The organism is Pseudomonas agarici (genome assembly GCF_001543125.1).
In the GTDB taxonomy this organism is placed as follows: domain Bacteria; phylum Pseudomonadota; class Gammaproteobacteria; order Pseudomonadales; family Pseudomonadaceae; genus Aquipseudomonas; species Aquipseudomonas agarici.
On record NZ_CP014135.1, the window covers coordinates 2,678,227 to 2,692,613 of the forward strand.

At 60.6% G+C, this 14,387-nt stretch carries 11 protein-coding genes; 5 read left to right on the forward strand and 6 right to left on the reverse strand.

Annotated features, from left to right (window positions below; all coding sequences use genetic code 11):
* Window positions 1-127: 127 nt before the first annotated feature.
* The gene (locus tag AWM79_RS11795) at window positions 128-1,345 is read left to right on the forward strand and encodes a class I SAM-dependent methyltransferase (RefSeq protein WP_060782879.1); all 1,218 of its coding nucleotides are present in this window, start codon (window positions 128-130) and stop codon (window positions 1,343-1,345) included.
* On the opposite strand, the gene AWM79_RS11800 is transcribed toward AWM79_RS11795, so the two are convergent.
* The 5 genes from AWM79_RS11800 to AWM79_RS11820 all read right to left on the reverse strand — a co-directional run bounded on the left by AWM79_RS11800 (window position 1,333) and on the right by AWM79_RS11820 (window position 7,860).
* Complete coding sequence (locus tag AWM79_RS11800; RefSeq protein ID WP_060782880.1) at window positions 1,333-2,244, reverse strand: DMT family transporter; 912 nt, start codon at window positions 2,242-2,244, stop codon at window positions 1,333-1,335. The genes AWM79_RS11795 and AWM79_RS11800 overlap by 13 nt on opposite strands.
* A gap of 238 nt (window positions 2,245-2,482) precedes the next feature.
* Window positions 2,483-5,059, reverse strand: coding sequence for a TonB-dependent receptor (locus AWM79_RS11805; protein WP_060782881.1), 2,577 nt, complete (start codon window positions 5,057-5,059; stop codon window positions 2,483-2,485).
* Window positions 5,060-5,179: 120 nt separating this feature from the next.
* A complete protein-coding gene (locus AWM79_RS11810) occupies window positions 5,180-6,139 on the reverse strand; it encodes a FecR family protein (protein WP_060782882.1) in 960 nt (319 codons plus the stop codon).
* Complete coding sequence (locus AWM79_RS11815; protein WP_060782883.1) at window positions 6,136-6,675, reverse strand: RNA polymerase sigma factor; 540 nt, start codon at window positions 6,673-6,675, stop codon at window positions 6,136-6,138. Before AWM79_RS11815 ends, AWM79_RS11810 begins: the two co-directional genes overlap by 4 nt.
* A gap of 180 nt (window positions 6,676-6,855) precedes the next feature.
* Window positions 6,856-7,860: a DUF4917 family protein gene (locus tag AWM79_RS11820; RefSeq protein WP_060782884.1), complete on the reverse strand. Its 1,005-nt coding sequence runs from the start codon at window positions 7,858-7,860 to the stop codon at window positions 6,856-6,858.
* A 176-nt stretch (window positions 7,861-8,036) separates the two neighbouring features.
* Here AWM79_RS11820 and AWM79_RS11825 point away from each other — a divergent pair, with 176 nt between their 5' ends.
* The 4 genes from AWM79_RS11825 (at window position 8,037) to AWM79_RS11840 (ending at window position 12,599) form a co-directional block, all read left to right on the forward strand.
* Window positions 8,037-8,945, forward strand: coding sequence for a LysR family transcriptional regulator (locus tag AWM79_RS11825; RefSeq protein WP_060782885.1), 909 nt, complete (start codon window positions 8,037-8,039; stop codon window positions 8,943-8,945).
* Window positions 8,946-9,048: 103 nt separating this feature from the next.
* Entirely contained in the window at window positions 9,049-10,242 is a 1,194-nt protein-coding gene (locus AWM79_RS11830) for a CaiB/BaiF CoA transferase family protein (RefSeq protein WP_060782886.1), read from the forward strand.
* Entirely contained in the window at window positions 10,239-11,180 is a 942-nt protein-coding gene (locus AWM79_RS11835) for a hydroxymethylglutaryl-CoA lyase (protein ID WP_060782887.1), read from the forward strand. Before AWM79_RS11830 ends, AWM79_RS11835 begins: the two co-directional genes overlap by 4 nt.
* A gap of 78 nt (window positions 11,181-11,258) precedes the next feature.
* Window positions 11,259-12,599 carry an MFS transporter gene (locus AWM79_RS11840; RefSeq protein ID WP_060782888.1) on the forward strand — a complete coding sequence of 447 codons (1,341 nt, stop codon included), beginning with the start codon at window positions 11,259-11,261 and terminating at the stop codon, window positions 12,597-12,599.
* 67 nt (window positions 12,600-12,666) lie between these two features.
* Here the strand turns inward: AWM79_RS11840 and AWM79_RS11845 are convergent, their stop codons facing one another.
* Window positions 12,667-14,190: a fumarate hydratase gene (locus AWM79_RS11845; protein WP_017131960.1), complete on the reverse strand. Its 1,524-nt coding sequence runs from the start codon at window positions 14,188-14,190 to the stop codon at window positions 12,667-12,669.
* Window positions 14,191-14,387 lie beyond the last annotated feature (197 nt).

Genomic DNA, 14,387 nt, shown 5'->3' on the forward strand with positions numbered 1-14,387 from the left:
CATTGCGGAGCATCAAGGCCGGGGAACCCGATGAATGACGAAATAAGCCCGTGCCTCGGCGTCGCATCCCGCCTAACATATCGCGCATTCTTTCTGTCCAGATTCCGCGCGCCCGAGGCGCTTTTTTATGTCAGCTACTGCAAGCCCCAGCCGGTCCGTGCCGAACCATCACGCCCAGTTTATCGAGTTGCTCGAAACCAGCCTGGCGCAGAACGCGTTTATCAAGTTGGTACTGGCCAAATACGTGGGCGCCGAAGCGGACCTGCAGCGGTTGATCATCAAGCAACTGACGGTCAAGGACCAGCCGTGCCTGTCCTTTGTCTACCGCTACAAGACCCGCGATATCACCAAGAACCTTTCTCTGGCCGACGGTGTGGCGGTTGTCGCCGGGTTGCTAGCGGTTTCATTCAAGAACGCCCACCTGCTGTCGCTGACCGATGAAGTGCAGCTCGAATACAGTAAGAAAGGCAAAAGCAGCTTGTTCAAGGGCAAGGCCCAGCAAGCGCGGGAGGTGCCTTGCGGCGAACATAACCGTGAGAAGAACCGCTATCTGGAGCTCAGCCGCCCCTTCCTCACCGACCTTGGCGTGACCAACCGGCAGCACGAGTTGATCCCGACCATGTCGCGCAAATGGAAGCAGATCAACAAGTTCATCGAAGTCTTTTCCCATGCCCTGGGCAGTTCACCGATAAGGCTGGACCAGCCGATACGGGTGGCGGATTTTGGTTCGGGCAAGGGCTACCTGACTTTCGCCATCCATGACTACTTGTGCGACACCTTGCAGGCCGAAGGGCAGGTGACCGGTGTCGAGTTGCGCGAAGAGATGGTGTCGCTATGTAATGCCGCTGCCGCACGACTGGATCATCCGGGCCTGCTATTTAAGTGCGGCGATGTGCGCAGTGTGGCACCGAGCGAGCTGGAGGTGATGATCGCCTTGCATGCCTGTGATATTGCCACCGACTATGCGATCCATACCGGCATCCGTTCCGGTGCGGCGATCATCATGTGCTCACCCTGCTGCCACAAACAGATTCGCCTGCAGATTCAAAGCCCGGCGTTGCTCAAGCCGATGCTGCAATACGGCCTGCACCTGGGGCAGCAGGCGGAGATGCTCACCGATAGCCTGCGGGCACTGTTCCTCGAGGCCTGCGGCTACGAGACCAAGGTCTTCGAATTCATCTCCCTTGAGCACACCAACAAGAACAAGATGATCCTCGCGGTCAAGCGGGCCGAACCGCGGGAGCTGGCGCCGCTGCTGGCGAAAATCGAGGAGCTCAAGGCATTCTACGCCATCCGGGAGCACTGCCTGGAAACCTTGCTGCGAGCCGATGGCTACTTGAGTTGAATCCCCGGCGGCAAGCTGCCCGGTTGCGCCGGGCGGACGCTGGTCTTGCGTCCGAGAATCACGGTGATGATCACGCCCCCGGCAAACAGCCAGGTGATCGGCTCGACGTGTTCGCCGAAGAACAGCGCCGAAAAGCCGATGGTGAAGAAAATCTGCAGTAGCTGGATCTGGCTGACTCTGGCGATACCACCGAGTGCGAGTCCGGCGTACCAGGCAAAAAAACCGAGGAACTGCGAGAACATCGCCACGTAGCCGAAGGCCCACCAGGTCTTGCCGGAAATAGCCCCCTGATGTTGCCAGGCCAGGTACAGTACCGGACCGATCAACACTGGCGTCGACAACACCAAGGCCCAGCAGATCACCTGCCAGCCACCCATCTCCCGGGCCAGGCGCCCGCCCTCGGCATAACCGAGGCCGCCGACGGCAATTGCGCCAAGCATCAACAGATCGCCTGCCTGGATACTCCCGGCACCGCTGATCAATGCATATCCCAGCACCAGCGCACTGCCCGCGGCGGCGCAGGCCCAGAAGGCCCGTGACGGTCGTTCGTGGGACAGCCAGGCCGCATACAACGCCACGCACAAGGGCTGCAGGCCATTGACCAGGGCGCCATGGGAGGCCGGCAGAGTCTGCATGGCCCAGGCCGAGAGCACCGGAAAGCCCAGGATCACTCCGACGATCACCCGCCACAAGCCCTTGAACTGGCTCCAGCTAGGCCACTTTTCCTGTCGCCACAGCAGTAGGGCGGCTGCCGGAACGGCCGCGACCAGAGCGCGACCAAGGCCATTGAGCAGCGGGTTGATTTCCTGCACCACGATACGGGTGAAGGGCAGGGTCAGGCTGAAGATCACCACACCCAGTAGGCCAAGCAGCATGCCGGTGTTTTCGCGGGAGGACATAAGTATTGGGCCGGAAATCAGGGATACAGGACCCTCATCTAGCCATAAAGACGCGGCGACGCGCTGTTACAGCTGGGCAATAAATGGTCCGTACAGTTTTTCGTTCCGGCGCTCCGGGCTGGCTGACAGCTAGCAGCTTGTCGGCGCGGCCACCAGGTCAACGTCGATCCGATTCAATCGCCGTCATGCTCGTGGTGCAGGCGAGCGCCACGGATTGGCTGATGTGTCAGGGCATGGCTCAGAAGAACCGCGTCAGGCTGACCTTGAGGTTACGCCCCTCGCTGTAGGCGCGGTCGCCGCTCAGTTCTGGGCGATAGTTGCGGTTCATCAGGTTATCCACCATGACGTTGATCTCGGTGCCCTTCAGGTAGCGTTGCCGTGGTTTCCACTGGGCGAACAGGCTTTGCACCACGTAGCTGTCGTTCGCGTACTGGTCGTAGAAGGTGTCGCCGAAATTGCTGCCTGGGCCGCTGCTGTATTTGTCGCTGGGCAGACGATCGGTCTTGCGTACATAGATTCCCTGCCAGCCGACTCGCGCATCCAGGCTCGGAATCTTGGTGCCTAGCATCACCACCCATTTAGCCGGTGGAATGTCCCGTGCCCAGACCGATGATCCCCACGGGTTGGTGTAGGGGTTGTCGCGCTTGCCCGTGAGATAGGTGTAGGACAACTGACCGAACACATGATCGGAGTCATAGTAGCTTTCGACCTCGAAGCCCTTGATGGTCATGCCGCCGATGTTGCGGTAGTTGGACATCGCGCCCGACGGACAGGCGTTGCCGAGGGTGCCGCCATTGATCGCCTGGTTCTCGCAGCCCACACCCGTGGCTTTGAAGATCTCGTCCTCGATCCGGTTGTGCAGGAAGGTGCTGCGCACCATCAGGTCGTCGTTGCCCGACAGCAGCTTGGAGAAATGGCTGATGGTGCCCAAACGCAACGCGGTGATGCGTTCGGGGTCGAGGTCGACACTGGTGGCGGTACGGCTGCCCAGTCCCTGGACTTCGTATTGTTCATCGATGACCGGGGCGCGCCAGGTCTTGCTGTAGTTGGCGAACAGGCCCTGGGTCGGCGTCACTCGCCAAAAGGCTGCCAGGCGTGGCGACCAACCGGCGTAGGTGCGGTCGCTGTAGTCGTGGCCGATGGCCGGGTCGGGGTTGGAGTAGTAAGGTGCCTCGTTGGCCTCGCCTCGGTTGCGCACGTGGTCATAACGCAGGGACGGCGTCAGCGTGAAGTCCCCCAGGGTCACGGCATCCTCGATAAAGAAGGCATTGGCGTCGACCTTGCCGTGGGGCATGAAGGCTGGCTGGAAATGCCCATAGTTGTACATCGGAGTCTCGTAGGCGGTGCCAGGCATCCACATCTCGGTTTCGCGGGCATGCCTGCGGATCTGCACGCCGGCGGTCAGGGCGTGTTGCAGCACGCCGGTATCGAACAGGCTGGTGTTCTTGATCTCCAGCTCGCGGTCCTTGTAGGCGGTGTCCATCTTGCGTCCGCCGGTGGACAGTTGGTAGTACGCGGTGGCGTCGCGCTCGTCGGTCTGGTCGGTATTGGACTCGGAATATTTCACCTGCAGGTCCACCCACGGGTTGTCCGAGGGCTTGTATTGGTACTTACCCGACCAGGTGGTATCGACGGTATCGCGATCGGCGAGGAGGCGCTTGAGGGCGCCTTCGTAACCGTATCGCGCGATGTTCGAGGCGCTGGGGGGCGTCGGATAGCTCTGTGACGAAAACGGCGCCCAACGCTCGCTGTGGGAGCGCGAGTAGGAGAGCTTGAGGCTCTGCTCGTCAGTGATGTTCAGGTTCAGCTTGAGCAGCATCGCGTCCAGGTCCTGGGCGCTGTTGGGCAGGCGCTTGGGATTGATCGGATAGCGGTTGTCGGGATCGGGTGGGGTGGCGGCCAGTTTCATGTCGCCGCCGTCACGCTGGGTCAGGAACACCAAGGCATCGGCCCGGCCGTCATCGGTCCGGCCGTAGGCGGTGGCGCTGTAGGTCTGTTCATGGTTGTTGCTGGCGTAGCCGTACTTGACCATGGCGCCGCTGTTGCGGCCCTTTTCCAGCAGGTCGGGAGCATCCTTGGTTTCCATGTGTACCGTGCCGCCGAAGCCTCCGTTGCCGGTCTGCGGCGAGTGCGGGCCTTTTTCCACTTCGATGCTTTTGATCAGCTCAGGTTCGATGAAAATGGTGCCTTGCTGATAGCGTTCGAAGCTGCTTTTGGTGGCGCCATCGACGGTCAATGGCACATCTTCGGCATCGCCCAGACCCCAGATATTGATAGTTTGGCCACCGGGCTTCATCGAGCCGCCCATGCTGACGCCGGGTAAGGTGCCGAGCAGCGCGGGAATGTTGCTAGGCTGGTTGCGCTCGATATCGTCCTGGGTCAGGGTCGAGCGACCGACGGTGCTGGCGCTGACCTCCTTACCGTCGCCGAGGATGCTCACCGCGCCCAACTGGATCGCACTGTTGCGGGGAGCGGCTTCGGGCTCGATCTCGATCTCGATCTTGCGGACCACGAAGGTGTTGCCGACCCGAATCAATTTGAACCCGCCGTTGCCGAGCAGCAGGGTAACGGCTTGCTGCGCGGTGAACCGACCCTCCAGTGCACGGGCCTGGGTGTTGCGTAACTGCTCCTCGTCGAACAGCAACTGGATGTGGGTTTTCTGCGCGACTTCGCTCAGTGATGTCGCCAGCGACTGAGCCGGCAGATTCAGCATCACTGAGTCGGCTGCCATGGCCTGGAGGCTGACGGTCAGGCAGGTGGCCATCAGCGTTGGACGGGAACAGGTGTGAAATAGCTCATGAGCGGCGCGAAACATTCAATCTCCCAATGTGGCCAGAAAGACCAAAAAGGCGTTCGTTCAGAACGCAATGGGGAGGAAGACGCGGCGCAGAAATAAAACCACATATGCGAATGCAAAATATTCGCATATGTGGTTTTATTTGCGGCTTTCGATCCGTACTTCGCCGCCGTCCAGACCCACGGTTTTCACCGGGATCAGGGCGGGCAGAGCGTTGAGCAGGGCATCGGGATCCTTGGCATCCAGGCTGCCGGAAACCTTGTAGTGCGCCAGCGGGCCGTCGGCCAGTTGCACGGGCTTGCTGCGGTAAAGATTGAGCTCGTCGATCAGGCTGACCAGTTCGCGGTTACGAAAGGTCAGGTGGCCGCCGCGCCAGTCGGCTACCTCTTCAGCGCTCAGCGCCTGCTGTTGCACGGTGCCCTTGGCATAGTCGTAGGTGCCGCGCTGGCGGGCTTCGAGCAAGGTCGCGTGATTCGGGTCACCTTCGGGCTCGAAGGCGACTTGACCGTGGGCGACGCTGACCACCAGTTGCTTTTGACCGCGTCGCACGTCGAACGCGGTACCGACCACTCGCACGCGGGCGTTGCCGGCATGTACCCAGAGCGGGCGTTCCTTGTCGGCGGCGACTTCCAGGTAGAGCTGGCCCTGGTCCAGATAGATATCGCGTTGCAAGGCACGAAAGTTGATGCGCAGACGGGTGTTGGCATTCACGTACAGGGTGCTGCCATCTGGCAGCTTCAGGGTACGGGTACCTTCGGCATGGGCCGCGACCTGATGCCGGTAGGGGGTATTCGACGCACCGAGGCTGCTGGTCAATAGCGCACAGATCAGCGCGGCTGCCACGGCTGGAACCTGGCGCCAAGGGCTGGTTCGGCGCGGCGCCAGTGGCACTGGCCTGTTCAACCGGCGCAGTTTGCCGAGATCGGCCCACAACGTCTCGAGCTCGGCATAGGCACGGGCGTGGGCAGGGGTTGCCCGCCATGCCTCGAAGTCCTCGGCGGTGGCTTGGTCCTGCTCGCTGCGATTGCATGCAAACCAGGTGGCTGCCTGGGCGTCGATGCTATTTTCAGCGAGCTCGATATCAGTGACGCGCTTCATTCTGGCTGCTCCTTGCCATGATCTTGATCCAGGCGTTGCTTGCAGTGCTGCAAGGCAGAGGCGATATGTTTCTCCACCATGCTGATGGAAATCCCCATGCGTTCAGCGACCTCGGCCTGGCTCAAGCCCTCGAAACGGGCAAGCATAAGGGCTTCCCGGCGCCGAGGCGAGAGTTCGGTGAGTACCTGCTTGAGGTGTTCGAGTCGCTTCAGGCGCTCGGTGGCCGCCAGCGGTTCGCTGCGGTCGTCGGCCACAGGTTCCTGCTCCAGGTCGCTCTGTTGGTTATGCACCGCTTGCCGAACCTTTTGCTTGCGCCAGTGATCGCGCAACAGGTTGCGCGCCATCTGGAACAGAAAGGCCCGTGGTTGCTCGACCCTGGCTTGCTGGTCGTAGTCCAACCATTGGGTGAAGACGTCCTGGGTCATGTCCGCCGCGTCGTTGGCGTTGTCGGTTCGTTTACGCAGGAAATGCAGAATGTCCGCATAGAACCCGCGAAAGGTTTCAACCGACAGGGGATCGGGCTTGGGACGGGACATGGGATACTTCATGACTTCAGGTAGTGGCTGAGAAGGCATGAATGATATCGATAATTATTGCTATTTGTCTTTCTTGAAATAAATCCCTGCCAGTAGATTTTTCCCGCGCCAACGCGGCAACGATCATTTGGGGCGGCGCGCGCCGTTCACCCCGCGAGTCGCGCCAGTGAGCGGGGCGTTTTATTCTTCGGGCGTGACCAGCAGCTCCGGGTCACCCAGTGGATGGCTCTTGGCATCGAAGAAGCGCAATGTCACTTCTCGACCGTCGAACAGCTCGGCCAAGCGTCGTTTCTGGTGCTGGATAAACGCCTTGCTGCGCGGGTGGATTGAAATCGCCAGGGTGTCGATACGGGCGTCGTGCAAGGCCTGGACGATATGCCGGTCCTGCTCGCCGAGATCATGGCCAAAAACGCATAGGGCACCCTGATGCTTGCTCAACTGCCCGTAACAGTACGACAGATAGTCCGAATTGCGGATCGCCTTGAGCTTGTCTTCGGCTCGTCCTTCGTTGACGAACAGCGGCACATCGCCGAGGGTGTTGATGGCGAAGCTGCCGAGCAGGGTGCTTTCCGAGGACAGCAGCTTGCGGGTGCCACCGTCGACGTTCTTCACCAGATGCAGGCCGCCGTGCAGGTAGAGAATCCGCGTACCCTGGGTTTCGGTATGGCCTAGGTCGAAGGTCGCGTCGTCGTTGCAGAACAGGTCGGTGAACGGCTGCGGCGCCTGCATGATTGCCCAATAGTTGAGCAGGTCGTAATTGGTGGAGTAGAGCGTCGAGTAACACGCCAGTTCGCTGTTGATTCGTGCCAGGCTGCGGGGCTCGACGAATTTCCATGGAATATGCACCGAGCGCACGGCATGGATCAGCGCTTCCTTGATCGCAAAGTAGCGATTGCGCGGTGACGAGGAGTTGAGCGCCAGGGCAGCGTTGACCCTGATGGTGTGCTTCAGCGCACTGAGTACCTGTTCGAAATTGCAAGTGTCCAGGGCCTTGAACACGGCGAGCTCGCTCAGCCCCAGCGGGCGGTTGCGAATGCTCTGCGCTTTGTCGAACAGCGAGTCGTAGGCGAATGCAGGCCACACCGCCCGGCTGGCGCCATTGCCGACGAGCAGGCCGGTAAAGGCAATATCGGCACGCACGGCGTTCCAGTCTTCAAGTTCAGTGTCAAATTCCTGGAGTTCCATAATCGCTATTCGTCGTCTCGAAGCAGAAGGTAGACAGACGGTAACTTTATCATGAGCCAGCGTCAGGCCCGATCAAACACAGTCAGGATCGATGCCAAGATCATCAATCAACGCTCAGCAAGAGACTGAAAGGGCGATATCCTCGACACTTCGATTGAGTTGCTGCCGAGCCCGCCATGTTGCAAAAAAGCCTGATCCGCCGCCTGGACCTGATCACCCTGCAATTGTTCGTGGCTGTGCACGAGGAGGGCACTCTGACCCGTGCGGCGGCCCGCGAGGCCATCGCCGTGTCGGCGGCGAGCAAGCGCCTGATGGAATTGGAAGAGGCGCTGGGTATTGGCCTGTTCGTGCGCCAGGCCAAGGGCATGGCACTGACGCCCGCCGGGGAAACGCTGCTGCATCATGCTCGGCAGATGTTGTTCAACGTCGAGAAAATGGGCCTGGAGCTGGGTGAACATACCCAGGGCGTGCGCGGCTATGTACGGATGCTGGCCAATCTGTCGGCGATTATCCAGTTCCTGCCGGAAGACCTGCGGGACTTCTCCGCACGCCATCCGCAAGTGAAGCTTGATCTTGAGGAGCGGCCCAGCAACGGCGTGGTGCGAGGCGTGCTCGACGGTGTGGCCGACCTCGGGGTCTGTTCCAGCGACACCGATGTGCGCGGCTTGCCCAGCAGGCTGTATCGGCACGATCGATTGGTAGTGCTGATGCTTCCCGATCATCCGCTGGCGGCGCGCCAGGAGCTGGCCTTCGCCGATACCCTGGACAGTGATCACGTCGGCCTGCACTCGGCCAGTTCGATCAATATGCGTACCCAGGTGGCGGCCCGAGCGGCGGGCAAGGTGTTGCGCCTGCGGATTCATGTACCGGGCTTCGATGCCATGTGTCGGATGGTCCAGGCGAACATGGGAATTGGCATCCTGCCGCTAAGGGCCTATGAACTGTTTGGTCGAGCCTTGGGGTTGCACGCCGTGCCACTGACTGATGAATGGTCTGCGCGCCGCCTGATCCTAGTGGCCCGGGAAGAGGCGGCGTTATCGCCAGTGAGTCGCCTGCTGTTCGAGCACCTGAGCGCACCGGGCTGAGCGTTCGCGTTTGGCGAACGAAGCTTGCCGAGTGAAGGTTGGATCGATTAGCCGTTGCTCCACTAGCCTTGGGAACAAATTCCAAGAGTGTGAGGTACCGGTGATGACTGCTCCCCTGAGTGGAATCAAGGTGATCGAGATCGGCACGTTGATTGCTGCGCCTTTTGCCGCTCGTATACTCGGCGAGTTCGGTGCTGAGGTGATCAAGATCGAATCCATTGGCCAGGGCGATCCTCTTCGCAAGTGGCGAAAGCTGCACGAAGGCACTTCGCTTTGGTGGTACTTGCAATCGAGGAACAAAAAATCCCTGGCGTTGAATCTCAAGTCGACGCAAGGCATCGAGTTGATCAAGCAATTGGCGAGCGACGCCGATGTATTGATCGAAAACCTGCGTCCCGGCGCCCTAGAAAAACTCGGTCTCGGTTGGGACGTGTTGCATGCCATCAATCCCAAGCTGACGTTGGTGCGCATTTCCGGCTACGGTCAAACCGGCCCTTATCGCGACCGTCCGGGATTCGGCGCTATCGGTGAGGCCATGGGCGGTATTCGCTACACCACCGGCACACCTGGTTCGCCGCCGGCACGGGTCGGTGTCAGCCTTGGCGATTCCCTGGCCTCGTTGCACGGCGTCATCGGCGCGTTGATTTCGTTGCTGCGCGTCAAGAGCGGACAGGGCGAGGGGCAGGTGGTCGATGTCTCCCTGGCCGAAAGTGTGTTCAACGTCATGGAAAGCCTGGTGCCGGAATACGATCTGCTTGGCCATGTCCGTGAACGCACAGGCGGAGCCTTGCCCGGTATCGCACCGTCCAATACTTACCTGACTGCCGAGGGTGCCTATGTGGTGATCGCCGGCAACAGCGACCCGATCTACCGGCGCTTGATGAACGTGATTGGCCGTCCGGATCTGGCCGAAGCGCCGCAGTTCGCTCACAACGATGGCCGAGCGGCGCAAAGCGGTGTACTGGACGCGGCGATTACCCACTGGACCAGCAGCCTGCCGATCGACGATGTACTGGCTGCCTTGCAGGATGCCGAGGTACCGGCTGGGCGGATTTACTCGGTCGCCGATATTGTCGCCGATCCCCATTACCAGGCCCGCGACATGTTGCTCGATGCGCAATTGCCCGGCGGCGCCCAAGTGAAGATGCCGGGTATCGTGCCCAAGCTGTCCGAGACTCCGGGCAGGGTGAACTGGCAAGGTCCGGCTCTTGGCCAGCATACCCATGGCATTCTCCAAGGCCTGGGGCTGATCGAGGCCGATATCCAACGCCTGAAATCCGAAGGGGTGGTGCAATGATTCGCGATTTTTCCGAACGCCTGGTCGTCCAGGAAGTGTCTCCTCGCGATGGTTTGCAGATCGAACCGAGCTGGGTGGAAACCGCCGACAAAATCGCCTTGATCGACGAGTTGTCGCTCGCTGGTTTCTCGCGGATCGAAGGCGGCTCGTTTGTCTCGCCCAAGGCGGTTCCGGCGCTGCGTGACGGTGAACAAGTCTTTCAGGGTATTCGTCGCCAGGCGGGAGTGATCTACGTAGCGTTGGTGCCGAACCTGAAAGGTGCCGAGCGGGCCCTGGCGGCTGGTGCCGATGAACTGAACCTGGTGATGTCCGCCAGCCAGACCCATAACCAGGCCAACATGCGCATGAGTTGCGAGGCGTCGCTGGCGGCCTTTGGTACGGTCATCGAACGGGTCAGCACCGAGGCGGTGCTGTTGAACGCCACCGTCGCCACGACCTTCGGCTGCCCGTTCGAAGGTGTAATTGACGAAGACCGCGTGGTACAGATCGTCGATACCTACCTGGACATGGGTATGCAGGGTATCACCCTGGCCGACACTACCGGCATGGCCAATCCGCGTCAGGTGCAACGCTTGGTCAAGCGCGTGCTCGAACGCCTGCCGGCGCAGGCGTTGACCCTGCATTTTCACAACACCCGTGGCCTCGGCCTGTGCAACGTGCTGGCGGCGTATGAAGCCGGTGCCCGGCGTTTCGACGCGTCGGTCGGCGGGCTGGGCGGTTGTCCTTTCGCGCCTGGGGCCTCGGGCAATATCTGCACCGAGGACCTGGTCAATCTGTGCGACGAAATGGGCATCGACACTGGTATCGACTTGCCGGCGCTGTTGGCGATCTCTCGTCGCCTGCCGGCGTTGCTCGGGCACGACCTGCCCGGCCAGGTAGCCAAGGCCGGACGCAATTGTGATTTGCATTCGGCACTGAAGTTCGGCGTCGGTTCGTAGCGATAGCCGTTTCAGACAACCTTTACCAGACAACAAAAACAATCGGACACTCACGAACAGTCCGCCTGGAGAAACACCATGAGCCTCAATGTCTTGGAGGCGGGCCAGAGTCCCGCCGTTATACACGATGCCGAAAAAGCCCTGATCAGCAAAGTCGCTTGGCGAATCATGCCGCTGATCATGGTCTGCTACCTGTTCGCCTTCTTCGACCGGATCAATATCAGTTTCGCCAAGTTCCAGTTACAGACCGACCTGAGCCTCAGCGACACCGCCTACGGATTGGGCGCGGGGCTGTTCGTGGTTGGGTATGTGTTGTTCGAGGTGCCGAGCAACATGATGCTGTACAAGGTCGGTGCGCGGCGTTGGATCGCCCGGATCATGATGTCCTGGGGCGCGGCGACGGCGGCGATGGTCTTTGTCAACAGCGAATGGCAGTTCTATGCGTTGCGGTTTGTCATTGGCGCTATGGAGGCCGGTTTTGCACCGGGTGTGTTGTATTACCTGACCTTGTGGTTTCCCCAGCACTATCGCGGGCGTATCACCTCGATGCTGTTTCTTGCCTCGGCGTTCGCCGGGCTGGTGGGCGCACCGCTCTCCGGACTGGTGCTGGCACACCTTGACGGTGTGTTGCAGATGCGCGGCTGGCACTGGTTGTTCCTGCTCGGCGGCCTGCCTTGCATTGGCCTTGGCCTGCTGGTGCTGGGTTTGCTCAAGGACCGTATCGACGATGCCCACTGGTTGACGTCGACGGAGAAGACTTTGTTGTCGAGCCGTATCGCCCGGCATGAGCCGCACCAATCCGGCAGTTCGCTATTGGCCGCACTGCGTATTCCCGGTTTCCTGACACTGGGGCTGATTTACTTCCTGATCCAGATTGCCTCTTATGGACTGAACTTCTGGGCGCCGCAGTTGATTCGTAGCGCGGGCACTCAAAGCCCGGTGATAATCGGTCTGCTCACGGCGATCCCGTACATCTGTGGTGCCATTAGCATGGTGGTGGTAGGCCGCTTGTCCGATGCCAGTGGCGAGCGCCGCAAGTTTGTCTGCGGCTTGGTAGTGCTGGGGGCAATCGGTTTCTTCTGCGCGGGGATTTTTGCCGATCACACGGTATTCCTGATCGTGGCGCTGAGTCTGCTAGGCGCCGGGATTATCGCGTCGATCCCCGCCTTCTGGGCGTTACCGCCGAAACTGCTGGCCGGCGCGGGTGCCGGAGCGGCAGGTGGCATCGCGGTAATCAATACCCTGGGGCAGTTTGGTGGAATCATCAGCCCGGTTATGGTCGGGCGAATCAAGGACCTCAGTGGCAGCACGACGCCCGCGCTTTACGTCATCGGTGTCACCAGTCTGATCGCTGCCGCGTTGCTGTTGTGGGGACTGCCGCAGAAACTGCGCAGCCTGGATAAGCTTGAGTCCGAATGAGCCAATAGTCGTCTCCAAAAAAAGCGGCCCGGATAAACCGGGCCGCTTTTTTTTACAACGAAAGCGCTTACTGCACTTCTACCGCTAGGCTGTCGCTGATCTTCTTGCTCCAGATCGCTGGACCGGTGATGTGTACCGACTCGCCCTTGGTATCGACAGCGACCGTGACTGGCATGTCCTTGACCTCGAACTCGTAGATCGCTTCCATGCCCAGTTCGGCAAAGGCGACGACCTTGGATTTCTTAATGGCCTGGGCCACCAGGTAGGCAGCGCCACCCACGGCCATCAGGTACACGGCCTTGTGGTCCTTGATCGCCTCGATGGCGGTTGGGCCGCGCTCGGATTTGCCAATCATGCCCAACAGGCCGGTCTGGTCGAGAATCTGCCGGGTGAATTTATCCATGCGCGTAGCGGTGGTCGGACCCGCAGGGCCGACGACTTCTTCACGCACCGGATCCACCGGGCCGACGTAATAGATGAAGCGGCCTTTGAGGTCGACCGGCAAGGTTTCACCCTTGTTCAGCATTTCCACCATGCGCTTGTGCGCGGCATCGCGCCCAGTGAGCATTTTACCGTTGAGCAGCACGGTTTCGCCCGGCTTCCAGCTCTGCACGTCTTCTGGGGTCAGGGTGTCGAGGTTGACGCGCCGGGCTGATGGACCGGCTTCCCAGACAATTTCCGGATAGGCGTCCAGCGATGGCGCCTCCAGCGAGGCCGGGCCGGAACCGTCGAGCACGAAGTGCGCGTGGCGAGTGGCGGCGCAGTTGGGGATCATGCACACGGGCAGGGAAGCCGCGTGGGTCGGGTAGTCCATGATCTTCACGTCGAGCACGGTGGTCAGGCCGCCAAGACCCTGGGCACCGATGCCCAGTTGGTTGACCTTTTCGAATAGCTCCAGGCGCATTTCTTCGATGCGATTAGATGGACCGCGCTTCTTCAGCTCGTGGATGTCGATGGACTCCATCAACACTTCCTTGGCCATGACCGCGGCTTTCTCGGCGGTGCCGCCGATACCGATGCCGAGCATGCCCGGTGGACACCAGCCGGCGCCCATGGTCGGTACGGTCTTGAGGACCCAGTCGACGATTGAGTCGGAGGGGTTGAGCATGGCCATCTTTGACTTGTTCTCGGAACCGCCACCCTTGGCCGCCACATCCACTTCCACCGTGTTACCCGGGACGATGGAGTAGTGGATGACCGCCGGAGTGTTGTCCTTGGTGTTTTTGCGGGCACCTGCTGGATCGGCCAGGATCGAGGCGCGCAGGACGTTTTCCGGCAGGTTGTAAGCGCGACGCACGCCTTCGTTGATCATGTCGTCCAGGCCCATGGTGGCGCCGTCCCAGCGCACGTCCATGCCGACGCGCACGAATACGGTGACGATCCCGGTGTCCTGGCAGATGGGCCGGTGGCCGGTGGCGCACATGCGCGAGTTAATCAGGATCTGTGCCATGGAGTCACGGGCGGCCGGCGACTCTTCCCGCAGATAGGCCTCGTGCATAGCCTGGATGAAGTCCACGGGATGATAATAGGAAATAAACTGAAGTGCATCGGCGACGCTCTGTATCAGGTCGTCTTGCTTGATCACGGTCATGGGGCGCGCTCCTCTATAGAGACGGGAACATTCAAGTAAGGTGTTTGCGATCAATAGGTGCCCTGCCTTGAGGCGGGGCACCAGGGTCTGTCGAAAACATCTTTTAAGGCTGGCCGGGCACGCAGGACCGGCACCAAAAAGGCGCGGCAGTATAACCCGCCCGGTTGTCGGGTACATCCGTCAGTGGTCAAACCTTG

Bases quoted from the DNA above. Each gene is read 5' to 3' on its own strand.
- AWM79_RS11795 (WP_060782879.1), top strand. From the start codon at position 128: ATGTCAGCTACTGCAAGCCCCAGCCGGTCCGTGCCGAACCATCACGCC.
- AWM79_RS11800 (WP_060782880.1), bottom strand. From the start codon at position 2,244: ATGTCCTCCCGCGAAAACACCGGCATGCTGCTTGGCCTACTGGGTGTG.
- AWM79_RS11805 (WP_060782881.1), bottom strand. From the start codon at position 5,059: ATGTTTCGCGCCGCTCATGAGCTATTTCACACCTGTTCCCGTCCAACG.
- AWM79_RS11810 (WP_060782882.1), bottom strand. From the start codon at position 6,139: ATGAAGCGCGTCACTGATATCGAGCTCGCTGAAAATAGCATCGACGCC.
- AWM79_RS11815 (WP_060782883.1), bottom strand. From the start codon at position 6,675: ATGTCCCGTCCCAAGCCCGATCCCCTGTCGGTTGAAACCTTTCGCGGG.
- AWM79_RS11820 (WP_060782884.1), bottom strand. From the start codon at position 7,860: ATGGAACTCCAGGAATTTGACACTGAACTTGAAGACTGGAACGCCGTG.
- AWM79_RS11825 (WP_060782885.1), top strand. From the start codon at position 8,037: ATGTTGCAAAAAAGCCTGATCCGCCGCCTGGACCTGATCACCCTGCAA.
- AWM79_RS11830 (WP_060782886.1), top strand. From the start codon at position 9,049: ATGACTGCTCCCCTGAGTGGAATCAAGGTGATCGAGATCGGCACGTTG.
- AWM79_RS11835 (WP_060782887.1), top strand. From the start codon at position 10,239: ATGATTCGCGATTTTTCCGAACGCCTGGTCGTCCAGGAAGTGTCTCCT.
- AWM79_RS11840 (WP_060782888.1), top strand. From the start codon at position 11,259: ATGAGCCTCAATGTCTTGGAGGCGGGCCAGAGTCCCGCCGTTATACAC.
- AWM79_RS11845 (WP_017131960.1), bottom strand. From the start codon at position 14,190: ATGACCGTGATCAAGCAAGACGACCTGATACAGAGCGTCGCCGATGCA.